The sequence below is a fragment of the Streptomyces sp. NPDC005551 genome, from assembly GCF_042871785.1.
Classification (GTDB): domain Bacteria; phylum Actinomycetota; class Actinomycetes; order Streptomycetales; family Streptomycetaceae; genus Streptomyces.
On record NZ_JBIAJE010000001.1, the window covers coordinates 199,786 to 216,311 of the forward strand.

Consider the following 16,526-nt stretch of genomic DNA (forward strand, 5'->3'; position numbering starts at 1 on the left):
ACATCCAGACCACGACAGACCGATGGACGGACATCACCACGCCGAGGACCGCCCGGAGGACACGGAACACTTCCGGGAGGGCCGTCCGGCGGACATCGAGCGCCTCGGTGACGGACGCCCGGGGGACACGGACCACCTGAGGGAGGGCCGTCCGATGGACCTCACCGCCGCTCTCGGGCGCGCCCGCTCCGCGCGGCGCCCCGACCCTGACACACCCGCGGGGCCGGCCGTCCCGGCCTGGCCGGGACCGCCGCGGCCGATCCCGGAAGCCGGCCCTGCTGAGCTCGATCTCCAGGCACTGCTGCGCCTCTCCCTGGCTGCATCGGACGGCTCGGGACGGTTGCGCCCGACCCCCTCCGCCGGTGCGCTGCACCCGGTGGACACCGAACTCATCGTCGGCGTCGGCTGTTCCCTGCCGCCCGGCCGCTACGGCTACGACCCGCTGCGCCACCGTGTCCACCGCCTCGGCCGGCAACCCGACGGCACGCCGCCGGGCGTGACCGCCGAATTCTCCGTCACCGCACGGCGTACGGTCTCCCACTACGGTCACCGTGCCTGGCCGCTGCTGCTCCTCGACACCGGACACGCCGCCGCCGCGCTGTTCCTCGCGGCCCGTGCGCTGGGCGCGGAGGTGCCCGAACTCCGTATGGACGGAGGCTCCGAGCGGCCCCTCGCCGCCGTACGCCTCCCCCCGCCCGACCCGGTGCACCGGCTCGACGGCCTCCTGTACTCCCGGCCGTCGGCGAGCGCGCCCACCCCCGAGGAGCTGCTGGCCCGCCGCAGCACTCCGCCGCCGCTGCCGGGCGCCCCGGCCCCGGACGCGCTGCGGGCGGTCCTCACCACCGCCGCCCGTGCGGGCGGCGGTGACCTGCGGTGGTGCGCCGCCGTCGGTCCCCCACGACCCGGCCTGGTGGAACTGGCCCCCGACGGCCCGACACTGCGCCGGTGTGCCGCGGGCGAGGCACGCCCGACGCTCGCGGCCTGGGCGGCGGGCCAGGCATGGATCGCGGACGCGGGCGCCGTCCTGCTCGCCCGCGGATGCCCCGCCGAAGCCGACGCGGCGCACATCCGCCGTACCCACCTGCGGGCCGGATTCTCCGTCCACCTCGCCCACGTCACTGCCCGCCGCCACGGTCTGACCGCCCGGCCCGTGGGGTCCTGGCAGCAGGCGGACCTCGGTGCCGCACTGGGCACCACACCCGGCCACGACTGGATCGTCCACGGACTGGCCCTCGGCACCCTCCACGCCGAAGAGGAGAACACCCCATGATCGTCCACCCCGAGCTGCGCCGCGCCGCACGGCGCGCACGGCGCCCCCTGCTCACCGCCACCCTGCTGCAAGTTGTTGTCACCCTCACCCACCTGGCACAGGCAGCTCTGCTGGCCCTCGCGCTCGCCGACCTGGCCCGCGACCACACGGGGCGACTCCCATGGCTGCTCATCGGAGTGCTCGCCGTCGTGGCCGCCCGCGCCGGGCTCGGCACGTGGCAGCGGCGGACCGCCACCCGAGCCGGAGCCGAGGTCAGGGTCGCACTGCGGGACGAACTCCTGGCGCACCTGGGGAAGCTGGGCCCCGCACACCTGACGACCGCGCGCGCCGGAGCCGTCCGCACCAACCTCGTCGACGGCGTGGAGGGCGTCGACGCCTATGTCTCCCGCTACCTGCCCCAGCTCCTGATCACCTTGATCGTGCCGCCCCTGGTCCTAGCCGCCCTGGCCGTGGTGGAACCGACGGCGCTGCTCGGTCTCGTCCCCGCCCTGCTGCTCGCCCTGTGCGGCCCCCGTGCCTGGGACCGCCTCCTCGCCGTTCGCGGCAAGGAGCACTGGGACACGTACGAAGGGTTGGGCGCCGATTATCTGGAAGCCCTGCAGGGCATGCCCGCTCTGCGTGCCGCGGGCGCGGTCGGCCGCACCCGCGAACGCCTGGAGAAGCGCTCGGCGGCGCTGCACCGGGCGACCGTCGCCAAGCTCCGCGTCTCCCTGGTCGACACCGGCATCACCGACCTCGCCATTCAGGGCGGCACAGCCGCCGCCGCGCTCCTCGCCTGCTGGTCGGCCGTCAGCGGATCCACCACGGCGACCGGCACCTACCTGGTACTGCTCCTTGCCTCCGAATGCTTCCGGCCGGTCCGCGACCTCGCTCGCGAGTGGCACGCCGGATACCTCGGCGTGTCGGCCGCGGATGGGATCGCGACGCTGCGCACCGCCGAACCCGCGGTCCGCGACAGCGGAACGACACCCGCGGACTGGCCGACACCCCCTGAACTCCGCTTCGAAAACGTCCGGTTCACGTATGACGGCGCCTCGGCTCCCGCCCTCCACGGCGTCTCCTTCACCGCACCGGCGGGACGCACCACCGCGATCGTCGGCCCGTCCGGCGCCGGCAAGTCCACCCTGCTCGCCCTGCTCCTGCGCCACCACGACCCGGACGAAGGCCGGATCACCCTCGACGGGCACAGCACCAGCCAGTACTCCCTCGACGCGCTACGGCAGGGCGTGGCCGTGGTGTCGCAGGACACGTACCTCTTCCACGCCACCATCGCCGACAACCTGCGCATGGCCCGGCCGGACGCAACGGACCACGACCTGACGGCGGCGGCGCGCAGCGCCGGCGTTCACGACGAGATCGCCGCATTCCCCGACGGCTATGCCACCGTGCTCGGGGAACGCGGCGCCACCCTGTCCGGCGGGCAGCGACAGCGGCTCGCGCTCGCCCGGGCCCTGTTGGCGGACGCCCCCGTGCTCGTCCTCGACGAGGCGACGAGCTCGGTCGACGAACGCCGCGAGGCGGGCATCGTCCGCGAACTGCTGAACGCCGCCGGCCACCGCACCGTCCTGGTGATCGCCCACCGGCTCGCCGCCGTCCAGCACGCCGACCACATCGTCGTTCTCGACGCGGGACGGGTGGAGGCCATCGGCGACCACGCCGGCCTGGTCGAGGCCGGCGGCGTCTACGCCCGACTTGTCGAGGCCGGACGTACCCACCGAGGAGAACTCGCCGCATGAGCTACGCACTCGACCCCGCCACGACCGAAGCGGGCGTGCCTGAACGGGGCTCGTTGCGTGCCCTGCTCCCCGCTCTCGCCGGGCACCGCGCCATGACGGTCCGCACCTGCGCCGCCGCACTCCTCGAACAAGGCTCCCTCGTCGCGCTGGTCACGCTGGCCGCCCACACCGTGGGCACAGCCGTCATCGACACGAAGGCCCCTTCGCCCGGCACCGTCATCGCACTCGTCGCCCTGGTCCTCGTGCGAGCGCTGATGACCTGGCGCGAGATGGACCTCTCGCACGACCTGGCGTACCGGGTACTCGCCGCGCTGCGTGTACGCGTCTTCGACGGGTTCGCCCGAAGCGCGCCCGCCCGAGTCGCGGGCCGACGCAGTGGGGACCTCGCCGCCACCGCCATGGCCGACGTGGAGGCACTGGAGTTCTTCTACGCCCACACCACCGCCCAACTCCTGGCGGCGGGGACGGTCTTCACCGGCGGTGCGGTGGTCCTCGCCACGGTGGAGCCGTGGCTGCTCGCGGCAGTGCTGCCGGTCGCGGCCCTGCTCACCGTGGCTCCCTTCGCCGACGCGCGCGGACGTGCGGTACGGGGCGCCCGCACCCGGGCGGCCATCGCCACGTTGTCGGCCGACACGGTGGAGATCGTCGACGGACTGCGGGAGCTGCTCGCCTTCGGCGCCCTTGCCGGACGCCGACGCAGGCTGGCGGAGCGCGGACGACAGGTGGGGGACGCCCAGCGCGCCGAAGCCACGTGGGAAGCCGTCGCCGCCGCGGTCCGCGATCTTCTCATCGTGGGGGCGGTCCTCGGCGTGGTGGCAGCGGCGGCACAGTCCATGGCCTCGGGACGGCTGCACGGCGCATGGGCGCCGGCGGCGATGAGCCTGGCCCTGGCCGTTCTCGGCCCCGTGGCGGAGTCGGCCCGGTCCCTGAGCCAGGCCGTGTCCCTGCGTGCCGCCGCCTCCCGCGTCGGCGCGGCAGTCAAGGTTCCCGCGCTCGCCCCGCCGCCTGCCGCGCCCCTCCCGCTACCTCCCGGCCCGTTGGGCGTCCGGCTGCGCCGGGTGAGGTTCGACTACGGAGGCAGTCCCGTCCTCGACGGCGTCGCGCTGACCGTCCGCGCGGGGCAGACGCTCGCCCTGGTCGGCGCCTCGGGCGCCGGCAAGTCCACCTGCGCCCACCTCCTGGCCCGCTTCTGGGACCCGTCAGAGGGCGAGATCCAGCTGGTACCCGCCGACGGCGTCCCCGTCGACCTGCGCGAGGTGGACGATGCCGAACTCCGCCGTACCGTGGCGGTGGTGGGTCAGGAGACGCCTCTCTTCCACGGCACCCTCGCCGAGAACCTGCGGCTCGCCGCCCCCGAGGCCGACGACGACCTCCTCGCCGAGACGGCCCGCCTGTGCGGCGTCGACCGGATAGCCCCGCTGACCACCCTGGTCGGCGAGCGCGGCTCCACCCTCTCCGGAGGCCAGCGGGCTCGCATCGCCCTCGCCCGCGCCCTCCTGGCCCAGCCGAGGGTCCTGATACTGGACGAGTCCACCGCCCACCTGGACAACGCGAGCGACGCCCAACTCGCCACCGCACTCCACCAGGAAGGCCGCACGACCGTCGTGATCGCCCACCGCCGCGCCACCATCCGCCGGGCCGACCGCATTGCCGTCCTCGAAGCCGGACGCATCGCCGAGGAGGGCACCTGGGAGGAGCTCACCGGCCGCCCCGGCAGCGCACTCAACCGCAGCCTCGGCGACATCGCCCCGTGAGGACCGGGCTCACTCGGTGGTGGGACGGCCTGGACGTTTGCGGCTGAGGGCAGCGGTCGGCCGATCCTGTCGGGGCTGCGTGAGTCAGATTTTCAAGGCTGCCGGGCGGGGGCGGTCGGTGGTGAGCGCCGCGGCGGGGGTGATCCCGGAAGGTCGGCGTGGCGATGCGCTGCCGGGGGTCAGCGGACGAGGACCGGTCTCGGTCCGGCCGTGATGGAGGAGGCCGGCTCCTCGTGCAGGATGGCCCGCAGCGTGTCCTTGAGGCGCCGGGAAGGCTCGATGCCGAGGTGGTCGGTGAGCTGCCGACGAGTGCTGTGGTAGGTCTCCAGCGCCTCCGCCCGGCGGCCGACCTGGTAGAGGGAGAGCATCAGCATCTCGGTGATCTTCTCCCGCCACGGGTGCACCACGCTGATCGCGCGCAGCTCGCCTATGGCCTCCTCGGTGCGGCCGCAGCGCAGTTTGAGTTCCAGCTTCGTCTCGTGAGCGGTCAGGTACTCCTCCTCCAGCTGCACGGCCATGCTGTGGCACAGCGGACTGTTGCCGACGTCCTGGAGCGGCTTTCCCCGCCACAGGGCAAGGGCGGAGTCGAGTAACTCGACGGCCCTCCCCGCGTTGTCCTCCGCGAGCCGCCTCGCCTCCGCGGTGCGACATCGGAAGGTGTGCATGTCGATGGTGCTCGGATCGGCCTTCAGCACGTAACCCGCCGAGTGGGTCACCAGAGGGGGGACCACGTCACCGGGCGCCGCCAGACGGCTCAGGGTACGGCGGAGTCTGGACACCTGCGCCTGGAGTGCGTTGTGGGCGGTGTGGGGCGGATCGTCACCCCACAGTTCACCGTAGAGCTGATCGTTGGTCAGGAGCCTTCGGTCCGCCAACAGCAGGGAGGCCAACAGGATTCGCTGCCTGTGGCCGGCGATCGGGAACAACTCATTGTTCGTGACGATGCCGACGGGACCCAGGATGGTGAAGTTCATGAGGGAAGCCTCACACGGACCAGGGAACAGGTGTTTGAGAGGTGTCTGATGCCTCTCTGGATTCTCGCTGGAGACGAGAACCAGCCAAAGCGATCACATCACTGGTTCACGACTGATTGGTGACCGGATCACTACTGGAGTCGGACCGCTCGTGCCAGCATCAACATGCTTACTGCTACGGGGAGGTTGGCTACGTGGAGATCAAGTTGCTGGGGACGTTGGCCGCGCATCTGGGGGAGACGGCCTGGACACCCAGCGCTGCCAAGCACCGGCAGGTGCTGGCCCTGCTGGCGCTGAGGGCGGGACACACCGTGCCGATGTGGGAACTGGTCGACGAACTCTGGGGGGATAATCCGCCACGCAGCGCACAGGCCACACTGCAGACCTACATGATGCAACTGCGCCGGGCGATCACCGCGGCCGGCGAGAAGGACGGGACGGAGTGCCGGGCGAAGGAGATCCTCGCCACGACACACGGCGGATACGTGCTCAACATCGACTCCGGGTGGGTGGACGCGCTGGAGCACGAGAGCCTCGCCTCCGCCGGGATGGCGGCGGCCCGCAGAGGGGACAACCAGCGTGCGTCCGAGCTGCTGAACCGTGCGATCGCACTGTGGCGGGGGGACGCGCTTGCGGACGTCTGTATGGGCTCACCGCTGAAGGTGGAGACGCTGCGGCTGGAGGAGTCGCGGCTCAGCGCTTTCGAGACCTGCGTGGCGGTGGACCTGACCTCGGGACACACCACGGAGGTGCTCAGCAGGCTGACCGAACTGACGGCGAGGTACCCGCTCCACGAGCGCTTCCACCTCCAGCTGATGATGGCCCAGTACCGGGCCGGACGAATATGGCAGGCACTGGAGACGTACCGCCGGCTGCACACCCGGCTGGTCACGGAACTGGGCCTGGAGCCCTCCGAGGCGGTGCGTGACGCACACCAGCGGATGCTCCGCCGGGACGCCGGCCTGATCCTCGACGCCACGGAGGTCGGCGGTCAGGGAGCGTACCTGGACCCCGCCTTCGGCCAACTGCGCAGCGCCTGAACCTCTGCCCCGCCCATCAGCGGGGCAGAGATTTGTCGTACGACTCCCGGTCAGGCCGGTGTCACTGTCCACTTCCCGCCGGGTCAGCGTGCGGTCAGCGACGTGTGAACGCCCTTGGATACGTTCCCCCGGCGGTGGATCCCGCCACCGCGCGCGGTCCCGCCGGGGACACGTGAACCCAAGGAGGTGCCGGATGACCGCCGGGCGCGCCCTCGCCACCCCGACCGTCCGGCCGACGGGTCCGTCGGCGACGACCCTGCTCCTGGTGGCGCACGGCAGCCGCGACCCGCGTCACTCCAGGACCCTGCGGGTTCTGGCCGAAAGGGTCCGGCTGCTCTCCGGCCACCGGACGGCGATCGCCTTCCTGGAGTTCGACGAGCCGGACGTGGCCGCCGCGGTGAGCGCCCTGGTGACCGTCGGCGCGGGGCGCGTCGTGGTGGTGCCGCTGCTGCTCTCCCGCGCCTATCACGCCACGACCGACCTGCCCGCGGCACTGGCCGGGGACTGGCCGGTGCCGGTCCGCCGCACGGATGTGCTGGGCGGCTCGCCCCTGCTCGTCACCGCGCTGGAGCGGCGCCTCTTCGAGGCCGGCATCGACGCCGCCGACCGCGGCACGACAGGTGTCGTGGTGGCGTCGACCGGCTCGAAGGACGCGCAGGCGCGCGACTCGGTCGCCGCCGTGGCGCGGCAGCTGCGCCGCGCCGGCTGGGGCGCCGCCCTCCCCGCGTACGTCACGGGCCCCCAGCGGCGTCCGGGGGACGCGGTGCGGGAACTGCGTGCGGGAGGCCTGTCCCGGGTGGCCGTCGCCCCGTACGTGCTGGCCCCCGGCCTGCTGCCCGACCGCATCGCCGCCGAGGCGAGGGAGGCCGGCGCGGACGTCCTGTCCGCACCGCTGGGCGACGCGCCCGAGCTGGTGCGGCTGGTCGTCGAACGCGGCCTGGGCGCCGTCGGCTGAGCAACGCGGAGAGCGGGCCGGTCACGTGGTGCGGGCCGACGCGCCCTTACCGGCCCGGTTCGGGCGTGCGGCTCGGTCCGCCGGTGTGGCTCTGGCGCCCGAACTGTCCGATCCCGTAGGCGGTTTGCTCCGCCCCCGGGTCTGCGGCCCAGCACCGACCGTGCGGCCGGCTCCACCTGAGCGGCTCTGGCCAGCTGAGCGGCTCGGTCCGCCGGTGCGGCCCGGTTCGCGCGTGCCGCCCGGTCCTCCTTCGGTGGCGGCCCGGTTCGGGCGTGCGGCTCGGTCCGACGGTGTGGCTCTGGCGCCCGAACTGTCCAGTCCCGTAGGCGGTTTGCTCCGCCCCCGGGTCTGCGGCCCTGCCCATGGGCTGATGGCCCGGTCCGCCGTGGCCCGCTCCGCCGGGGGACCGTTCCGCACGGGACCGGGACCACGCGGCCCCGGCTCCCCCGATGCCACCCGTCCCGCTGCTCTGCCGCACCGCCGCGGGTGCGTGGGGCTGGGCGCGCCGTTCCCCGCCCACCTTGGCGGGGCCCCGCTTCGTGCCGGCCTTCCGGGCGGGACCGGGGCGGATCCGTGCGGCCGTGACGCGGGCCGGCCTCTCAGGCCGCGCGGCCCACGTCGGTGAGCGGGGTTCCCAGCAGTGCGCGGGGCAGGTCCGACCGGGCGGTGATGCCCAGCTTCTCGTACACCCGGTAGAGATGGTTCTCCACCGTACGGACCGACACCACCAGACAGTCGGCGATGTCACGGTTGGACAGCCCCCCGGCGGCCAGCGCCGCCACCTCCCGCTCCCGGGTGGTCAACGGCGTGGGCGGTCCGGCCCGCCGGAGCTCCTCGGGCCCGACCCAGGGCGGCAGTGTCCCGGCACAGTCCGCCAGCAGTCGCGTGCTCGCCGCCCTGGCCAGCCGGCTCGCCCGCCGCCGGCCGGTCTTGCGGTACGCGACCGCCGCCTGCCCCGCGGCCTCGGCCGCCAGCACGATCGCGCCCATGGCCCGGAAACCGGCGGAGACCGACTCCAGCGCCGGCCCGTCGTCCGCCGCCAGGGCGAGGACGTGGTCGGCCTGCAGCCGCATCAGCCCGGAACCCGAGCCCGCCGCCAGCCGCGCCGCCCGAGCGGCCGCCCGCGCCGGGTTCGAGACCCGTGCCGCCAGGTGCAGCGCTGCGAGCGCGGCCGCCGGACGCGCGGTGGCACGCCGGGCGACGTCCCAGGCACGGCTGCTCGCGGCCGCCCGGTCACCGGCGTGGGCGAGGACCACGGCGTGCTCCAGCACGACGGAGTCGTCGGCCAGCGGGAAGCCGGGAGCCGACCTGAGCGCGGCCTGCGCCTCCACCAGTGCCTGGAGTGCCTCCGTGGGCCGTCCCGCCTCCGCCAGCGCACCGGCGAGCTGGGCGAGGACCCAGGCCGGGGTGGTCAGCCAGTCCCGCCGCACGCGCAGCGCGCTGGCCCGGCGTAACAGGGGGACCGCTTCGGCCGGGCGCCCGAACAGCCGCAACAGCCGGGCACGGAGCACGCAGATCTGCAGCTGCCGTAGCTCGTCGTCGGTGGTGGCGTGGTGGCCGATCGCGTCCAGCACGTCCGCGACCCGCCGGAGGTCCCCCTGGGCGAAGGCGCAGCGCGCCGCCACCACGAGGCACTGCAGGCGGGCGTCGGCGTGCCAGGCGTCCAGCGAGCGCACGTGGCGGTCCATCAGGCGCAACGCCACGTCGGGGTGGCCCAGTTCGCTGTGGGCGAGAGCGACCGGCGGCAGCAGGCTCTGCACCACGTCGGAATCCGGCTCCTCGCCGGGCAGGACCTTGTCCCCCATCTCCGCGGCGCGGTCCGGCCGGTCGGCCAGCAGGGCCAGTACGGCGCTGAACCCGTGCAGGGCGTCGATCTCCTCCGGCACGCCGTCCATGACGGCGGTGGCTTCGGCGATGCGTCCCAGTCCCCAGGCGGCGTTGCCGGCCCGGTCGCGTACCGCGGCGACCACCTCGTCGCGGGGAACGCCCTCGGCGTGCCAGGCGGCCCCGCCCGCGAACGCGCCGGCGAACACCTCCTCGGCCTCCTCGTGCCGGCCCTGCCCCGAGAGAGCCCGGCCCAGCAGCAGGGTGGCACGCAGCTCGTCACAGGAGAGCCGCGCGCCTGCCGCGGACATCCGCCCGTGCGGTACCGCCACGCCGCCCGGTGCCGCGGGACCGTCCCCCTGCGGGTCGCCGAGCGCCAGCCTGCAGAGCCGCTCGGCGAGCACGCAGTCCTGACGACGTACCGCCGTGCGGGCGCCGGCCAGCAGGGGACCGGGTTCCGGGACCGTGCCTGCCGCGACCCGCAGTTCGACGATCCGCAGAACGTCCTCCTCCTGCCGGGCACCGGTCTCCTCGATCGCGGCGGCGACCTGGAGACGCAGTCGCTGCGCGGTGAGGCCGGACATCCGGCCGGCCACCACCGAGCCGGTGAGGGAGAGGGCGAGCCGGATGCCGAGCCGGCGTCCGGCACCCTCGATCTGGACGACGCCGCGCTCGTCGAGCACCTCCGCGGCGCGGGCGAGTCCGAGCCGCTCGGCCAGCCGGTACTCCAGGTGCCCGACGACGGCGAGCGTGTTCACCAGCTCCTGCTCCTGCGGCGTCAGATCACGCAGTCCCAGGCACACGATGTCGGCCAGCCGCCGCGGTGGCGGGGCCATGAGTCCGTCCCAGCGCCAGTGGTCGCCGACGCGGCGCAACGACCCCTCGGCCAATGAGTGCTCCACCAGCTCGTGCAGAAGCAGCGCGTTGCCACCGGTGGCGTCCCAGAGCCGCTCCGGCGTACCGGAATCCACCGGCCCGCCGACTCGGCGGCGGACGATGGCGGCGATCGCGTCCCCGGCGAAGGGCTGCACCTCGATCCGTTCCGCCAGGCGTTCCACCCAGAGTTTGTCCATCCCCGTCGGGAGCGGGGCGTCCCTGCGCGCCGTGGTGGCGAGGGCCACCCGGCCGGACGCGCTCAACTGGTAGAGGCGGTGGGCGGCCGACTCGGGCAGCAGGTGGGCGTCGTCGAGCCCGACCACGGTCCGTCGTGCGGGGTCGCTGTTGCGGCGGGCCGACTCCAGACGGTCGAGGCACTCGGAGACCGAACCGAAGTTCTCCGCGCAGCCGTTGTCGGGGCCCCCGATCCCTCCCACGGCCAGCACCGTCCGGCCGCCGGCCGCCAGGCGTTCGAGAGCGGTGGCGAGCAGACGGGTCTTGCCCACGCCGGCGTTCCCCGTCAAAAGAATTCCGCCGCCTTTCGCCATGGCGGAATCGACGGCCCACAGCTCCCCTTGGCGAGCCGTGACCGCCCAGGCATCTTCTGTCTCGGTCGGCATTTCAGATCTTTCCCAACTGTCGGTGAGAAGACGTCGGCCGCGGGATGCGTGCGAGGCGGAGATTTACCTCCTGAATACTTACGTGTCACCGTTACGGCAATCGGGCGTACTGCGATGCTTATTTCCCGTGAACAATCCGAGCCGATATCACATCCACCACTGAGCGAGCGGCTCGGGACAAGTCGGGGCGGTGGGAAGCGGAATGAAATTCCGTGCGGCCGTCACTCACGATACGAGAGACTCCGGACGGCGCGCTGAGCCGCTTCTGACGTCTCGCTGACATTTCGCACGAGCTTCGGACCAGGCTTGACGGGGTGGCCAAGGCCGTGGTCAGCGGCTCGCAGCCGGAATCAGCCGCAAAGATCGAAAACTTCCGGACGGTTTCGAGACGTCCTTCCTGGTGAACCCCGATATGTGGCTCGTGGCCGCTCCCGGATCCACCGCGGATGACACCGTGTAAAGGGAAATCCCGTGGCCGCGGAGCGAGTTGCGCGATCGGTGAAGCTCTCCCTAAGCTTCCGATCTGCGAGCGGAGGCCTGACCGCTCATTGTTCTCTCACGCAGACCCGCCCACCCCGGCACCCTCATTTCGTGTGCGTCGGGGCGGCAGGCACGTGCAGGTTCGAGAAAGGAACAGGTAATGGTCAAGGTCACGGCCGGCGAGGTCCAGGAATGGCTTGTACAGAAGATCGCGGATCGTCTGGGTGAAGACCCCTCGAGTATTTCCCCCGGACAGTACTTCGACGAACTCGACCTCGACAGCACGGAGGCACTCATCATCGCCGGCGAGATGGAGAGCTGGCTGGGGTTCGAGCTGGGAACCACGGCGCTGTGGTACCACCCGACCATCGAGGCCCTGTCGGCGCACATAGCCGAGGAGAGTGCTCAGCGTGGCGCGGCGGCCTAGCAGGGCGGCCGCCGCGGAGCTGCTGACACGGCACAGGGACGCCCCGCCCGGCGGCCGTACCGTCTACGCGGTGCACCCGGGCGCACTGCCCGTCGGATCCTGGGCCAACCTGGCCGGTGCGCTGTCGCCGGAGACGGGTTTCGCCGTGCTCGACCTGGGAGCGATTCCCGCCTACCTGGAAGCCGCGCTGGAGCCCGGCGCATCCGATCTGACCGTCGACCGCCTGATCGACATCCTGGTCGGCGCCTACCGCACCGCCGCCCCCGCCCCGGGGGAAGGGCCGGTCACCTTCGTCGGCTGGTCCTTCGGAGGCGTGATCGCCCACGGCATGACGGAGCGTCTGGCCCCGGAGGAACGCCCGGACAGCGTGGTGCTGCTGGACAGCATCGCCCCGACGGACGCCTACAAGTACGCCGAGGACGACGGCATCGATCCCCATCTCGTCCTGCGCTGGTTCGCGATGTTCCTCGGCGCCAAGCGGGGCAGGGAGGTGCACACCCGGCCCCTGCCGGCCGGCACGGACGTCCGGGCCGGGCTGGAGCTGGTGCTCCAGGACGCCGTGGCGGCCGGCGCCCTGCCGCCGGGAACGCCTCCCCAGAGCATGTGGAAGCTTTTCGACGCCTACACGGCGGGTCTCCTGCGCAACAACAGGCTGACCCTCCCGTACCAGCCGGCCCGCGCCACCGTGCCCCTCGCGCAGCTCAAGGCGCAGCACAGTCTCATCCCGACGGACCCGACCCTCGGCTGGTCGGAACTGGCCGATCACGCAGTGTCCGCACACACCGTGCCCGGCGACCACTACACCATGCTGATCCGCCCGGACGCCTCGCGAGCCATAGCCGGACTGATCCCGGCTTCCCGGCCGGCGCAGCTCGTCAAGACCCGGAGGGACACGCCGTGAACCCATCCCAGCAACGGATACTCGACCGCAGACTCGCCCGGGACCCCATCGCCGTCGTCGGCCTGTCCGGGCTCTTCCCGAAGGCACACGACGTCCGGGAGTTCTGGGCCAACGTCGTGGCAGCGGCCGACTGCACCACGGAGGTGCCGGCCGGCCACTGGGACGTCGGCGAGTTCTACGACCCCGACCCCTCGGCGCCCGACAAGACCTACGCGAAGCGCGGCGGCTTCATCCCGGACGTGGCCTTCAACCCCCTCGAGTTCGGGCTGCCCCCGAACACGCTCGAAGTGACGGACGTACTCCAGCTGCTGAGCCTGACGGTCACCCGTGACCTGCTCAAGGACGCGGGAGCCGAGCAGGGGTGGTACGACCCGAAGCGCACCGGCGTGGTGCTCGGCATCACCGGGGCCAACCAGCTGACCCAGCCCCTCACCGCGCGTCTCCAGAGCCCGGTGCTCAAGGAAGTCGTACGGAGCTGCGGTCTGTCCGACCGCGACGCCGAGGAGATCGCCGCCAAGTTCCGGATGGCGTACGCCCCCTGGGAGGAGAACTCCTTCCCGGGGATGCTCGGCAACGTGGTCGCCGGCCGGATCGCCAACCGGTTCGACCTCGGCGGCATCAACATGACGATCGACGCCGCCTGCGCCAGCTCCCTCGGCGCGGTCCGCACGGCCGTCAGCGAACTCCTGGAGGGGCGCGCCGACACGATGCTGGCCGGCGGGTGCGACGCCGAGAACACCATCTTCATGTACCTCTGCTTCAGCAAGACCCCCGCGCTGTCCAAGTCGGGGCAGATCCGCCCCTTCGACAGCGAGGCCGACGGCACGCTGATCGGCGAGGGCATCGGCATGCTCGCCCTGCGCCGCCTGGCCGATGCCGAACGCGACGGCAACCGGGTGTACGCCGTCATCCGAGGTCTCGGCACCTCCAGCGACGGGCGGTTCAAGTCCATCTACGCCCCCCGCAAGGAAGGCCAGATGGAGGCGCTGCGCCGCGCCTATCAGGACGCCGACGCGGCGCCGGACAGCATCGAACTCTTCGAGGCCCACGGCACCGGGACCGCCGTCGGAGACGCCACCGAACTCAGCGCGCTCACCGAAGTGGTGGCGAAGGACGGGGGCGAGCGGGAGTACGCCGCCATCGGCAGCGTGAAGTCCCAGATCGGCCACACGAAGGCGGCGGCCGGCGCGGCCGCGATGATCAAGCTCGCGCTCGCGCTGCACCACAAGGTGCTGCCGCCCACCATCAACGTGAACCGGCCCAGCTCCGCCTTCGGCCCGGACAGCCCGTTCTACGTCAACACCAGGACCCGGCCCTGGATCCGTGACCCCAAGCGCCCGCAGCGCCGGGCGGCGCTCTCCGCGTTCGGTTTCGGCGGTACGAACTTCCACGCGGTGATGGAGGAACACGGGGACGGTGACGACCTGGAGGTGCGCTTCCCGGTCGCCCGGATCCGGCTCTGGCACGCCGCCGACCCCGGAGCCCTCGCCGACGCTCTGGCCGCGAAGACCCCGCCCACCGGCGGGCCGGTGCCCGCCGCCCACGCTCGTCTGGCCTTCGTGGCCCGCGACGACGCCGAGGCGGACGCGCTGCGCGAGATCGCGCTGGGCGAACTGCGCACCCGCACGGACCGCGACGAGTGGTCCCACCCCAAGGGCATCCACTACCGGCGGACCGCCGGCGACACGGGCAAGGTGGCCGCGCTCTTCGCCGGACAGGGCAGCCAGTACGTCGACCCCGGTCTGAGCGCCGTACTGGCCCTGCCGCCGCTGCGGTCCTCCTTCGACCGGGCCAACCAGCACTTCCGGGAGGACACGCCGCTGTCCCGGGTGGCGTTCCCGCCGCCCCTGGTCGACGACGCGGGCCGGGCGGAACAGGAAGCCGCCCTGAGGGCGACCGGCTACGCCCAGCCCGCCATCGGAGCACTCTCCGCGGGCCAGTTCCGCTACCTGACCGAACTCGGCTTCCGGGCTGAGGGCTTCCTCGGTCACAGCTTCGGTGAACTGACCGCGCTCTATGCGGCCGGGGCCTTCGACGAGGACACGCTCCACCAGCTGGCCAGAGCCCGCGGCCGGGCCATGTCACCCGCGCCCGGGCAGGCCGAGGACACCGGCGCGATGGCGGCCGTGTTCGCTCCCCAGGAGCAGGTGGAGGAACTGCTCGCCGAACGGGACGGGCTGCGCGTCTGCAACCGCAACGCGCCCGACCAGATCGTGGTGGGCGGCGCCACGGCGGAGGTGGATCTCCTGGTCGAGGCAGCCGGCCGCAAGGGCGTGCGCGCCCGCCGGCTGCCGGTGTCCGCCGCTTTCCACACCCCCTTCGTGGCCCACGCCGTGGACGACTTCCGGGCCGCCGTGGACGCCGTCCGCATCGCCGCACCGCGCGGGCGGGTCTACGCCAACACCTCCGGCGCCGCCTACGGCACGGACCTCGCGGGCAACCGCAGCGTCCTCGCGGAACAGCTCATCCACCCGGTGGAGTTCGCGGCACGCGTCGAGGAGATGTACGCCGACGGATTCCGGGTCTTCGTGGAGTTCGGCCCCGGCTCCGTGCTCACCGGGCTCGTGGGCCGCATCCTGGGCGACCGTCCGCACACCGCGCTGCCCCTCGACGGCGGCCCCGGCAAGGACTCCGAACGCACGCTGAAGCAGTCCGTGGCACGGCTCGCGGTGATCGGCGTCCCGGTCTCCGTCTCCGACCGGTACGCGGCCGAGGTCGAGCGGCCGGCTCCCACCAAGGGCATGACGGTGATGCTCAACGGCATCAACTACGTGTCCGCCGAGCGCCGCGCCGCCTACCAGGAGGCCCTGACCAGCGGATACCGGGTCTCCCTGCCCACCGCGCCGGCGGTGAGCGGGCTCCCGCCCACCGCACCGGCCGTCCCGCGGGACCCGGGCCCGCCCCCGGCACCGGCCCACCCCTCCGGGCCCGTACCCCAGGCAGCCCCCGCACAGGCGGCGGAGCGCCCCCTTCCCGAACGGGCCCGGTCCGTCCCGCTGGGCACCGGTACCGCGGAGGTGAACGTCCGCACCCTTCCGGATACCTCGCCCCCTGCCCAGGAGAACGAGCAGATGCCAAGCGATCGCTTCACCGAACTCCTCTCGGACCACCTCTCGCTGCACGACGAGTACCTCAACGGCCAGTTGCAGAGCGTCGAACGACTCACCAGGATCCTGGAACGCGCCGCCGGGCAGGGGAAGCTGGACCAGGTGCTGCCCGGTGTCAGCTCCGTCAAGGAGCACGGACTGGCGATCGGGCGCACCCACGCACACGCCAACGAGGTCCTGCGGCAACTGGCCGGACTGGAACTCGGAAGCGGGACCTCCGTGGCTCCCGCGGCTCCCGCGGCACCCGCGACCTTCGCCGCGGCGCCCCAGCCCGCCGTCCAGGCGCCGGCCCTGCCGGAGCCCCCCGTCGTCCCGGCACTGCCCCCGGGCTGGACCCCGCCCGCCCCGGCTCCCACCGTGACGCCCGCCCCCGTCCCTGCCCCCGCTCCGGCTCCGGCCTCGACTCCGAGCGCCGCGCCTGCTGTTGCTTCTGCCCCGGTACCGGTGGGTGTGGACGCGGCGACGGTGCAGTCGGTGCTGCTGGAGGTGGTGGCTCAGAAGACGGGTTATCCGGCTGAGATGTTGGAGCTGGACATGGGGGTGGAGTCGGATCTGGGGATCG

General features: G+C 72.9%; 10 protein-coding genes. 8 read left to right on the plus strand and 2 right to left on the minus strand.

What is annotated here, in order from left to right; genetic code table 11:
• The first annotated feature begins 22 nt into the window (after positions 1-22).
• From ACFYP4_RS00820 to ACFYP4_RS00830, 3 genes are read left to right on the plus strand one after another with little or no spacing between them, the layout of a single operon-like run.
• Entirely contained in the window at positions 23-1,270 is a 1,248-nt protein-coding gene (locus ACFYP4_RS00820; protein ID WP_358853085.1) for a SagB/ThcOx family dehydrogenase, read from the plus strand.
• A complete protein-coding gene (locus tag ACFYP4_RS00825; RefSeq protein ID WP_388781456.1) occupies positions 1,267-3,006 on the plus strand; it encodes an ABC transporter ATP-binding protein/permease in 1,740 nt (579 codons plus the stop codon). Before ACFYP4_RS00820 ends, ACFYP4_RS00825 begins: the two co-directional genes overlap by 4 nt.
• A complete protein-coding gene (locus ACFYP4_RS00830) occupies positions 3,003-4,760 on the plus strand; it encodes an ABC transporter ATP-binding protein (protein ID WP_388781459.1) in 1,758 nt (585 codons plus the stop codon). Before ACFYP4_RS00825 ends, ACFYP4_RS00830 begins: the two co-directional genes overlap by 4 nt.
• A 179-nt stretch (positions 4,761-4,939) precedes the next feature.
• On the opposite strand, the gene ACFYP4_RS00835 is transcribed toward ACFYP4_RS00830, so the two are convergent.
• On the minus strand, positions 4,940-5,734 hold the full coding sequence (locus tag ACFYP4_RS00835) for a BTAD domain-containing putative transcriptional regulator (RefSeq protein WP_358853088.1): 795 nt from the start codon (positions 5,732-5,734) through the stop codon (positions 4,940-4,942).
• A 194-nt stretch (positions 5,735-5,928) separates the two neighbouring features.
• Here ACFYP4_RS00835 and ACFYP4_RS00840 point away from each other — a divergent pair, with 194 nt between their 5' ends.
• A complete protein-coding gene (locus tag ACFYP4_RS00840; RefSeq protein WP_358853089.1) occupies positions 5,929-6,774 on the plus strand; it encodes an AfsR/SARP family transcriptional regulator in 846 nt (281 codons plus the stop codon).
• A 193-nt stretch (positions 6,775-6,967) separates the two neighbouring features.
• Positions 6,968-7,729, plus strand: a complete 762-nt coding sequence (locus ACFYP4_RS00845; protein WP_358853090.1) for a sirohydrochlorin chelatase — start codon at positions 6,968-6,970, stop codon at positions 7,727-7,729.
• 599 nt (positions 7,730-8,328) lie between these two features.
• On the opposite strand, the gene ACFYP4_RS00850 is transcribed toward ACFYP4_RS00845, so the two are convergent.
• On the minus strand, positions 8,329-10,935 hold the full coding sequence (locus ACFYP4_RS00850; RefSeq protein WP_358855455.1) for a helix-turn-helix transcriptional regulator: 2,607 nt from the start codon (positions 10,933-10,935) through the stop codon (positions 8,329-8,331).
• Between the two features lie 754 nt (positions 10,936-11,689).
• Between ACFYP4_RS00850 and ACFYP4_RS00855 the strand changes: the two genes are divergently transcribed.
• The 3 genes from ACFYP4_RS00855 to ACFYP4_RS00865 form a co-directional block, all read left to right on the plus strand.
• The gene (locus tag ACFYP4_RS00855; RefSeq protein ID WP_358855456.1) at positions 11,690-11,956 is read left to right on the plus strand and encodes an acyl carrier protein; all 267 of its coding nucleotides are present in this window, start codon (positions 11,690-11,692) and stop codon (positions 11,954-11,956) included.
• Positions 11,940-12,857 carry a thioesterase domain-containing protein gene (locus ACFYP4_RS00860; protein ID WP_358855457.1) on the plus strand — a complete coding sequence of 306 codons (918 nt, stop codon included), beginning with the start codon at positions 11,940-11,942 and terminating at the stop codon, positions 12,855-12,857. Before ACFYP4_RS00855 ends, ACFYP4_RS00860 begins: the two co-directional genes overlap by 17 nt.
• Positions 12,854-16,526: beta-ketoacyl synthase N-terminal-like domain-containing protein (locus ACFYP4_RS00865; protein ID WP_388782641.1), on the plus strand; the 3,673-nt coding region annotated here is incomplete at its 3' end. The genes ACFYP4_RS00860 and ACFYP4_RS00865, both read left to right, overlap by 4 nt.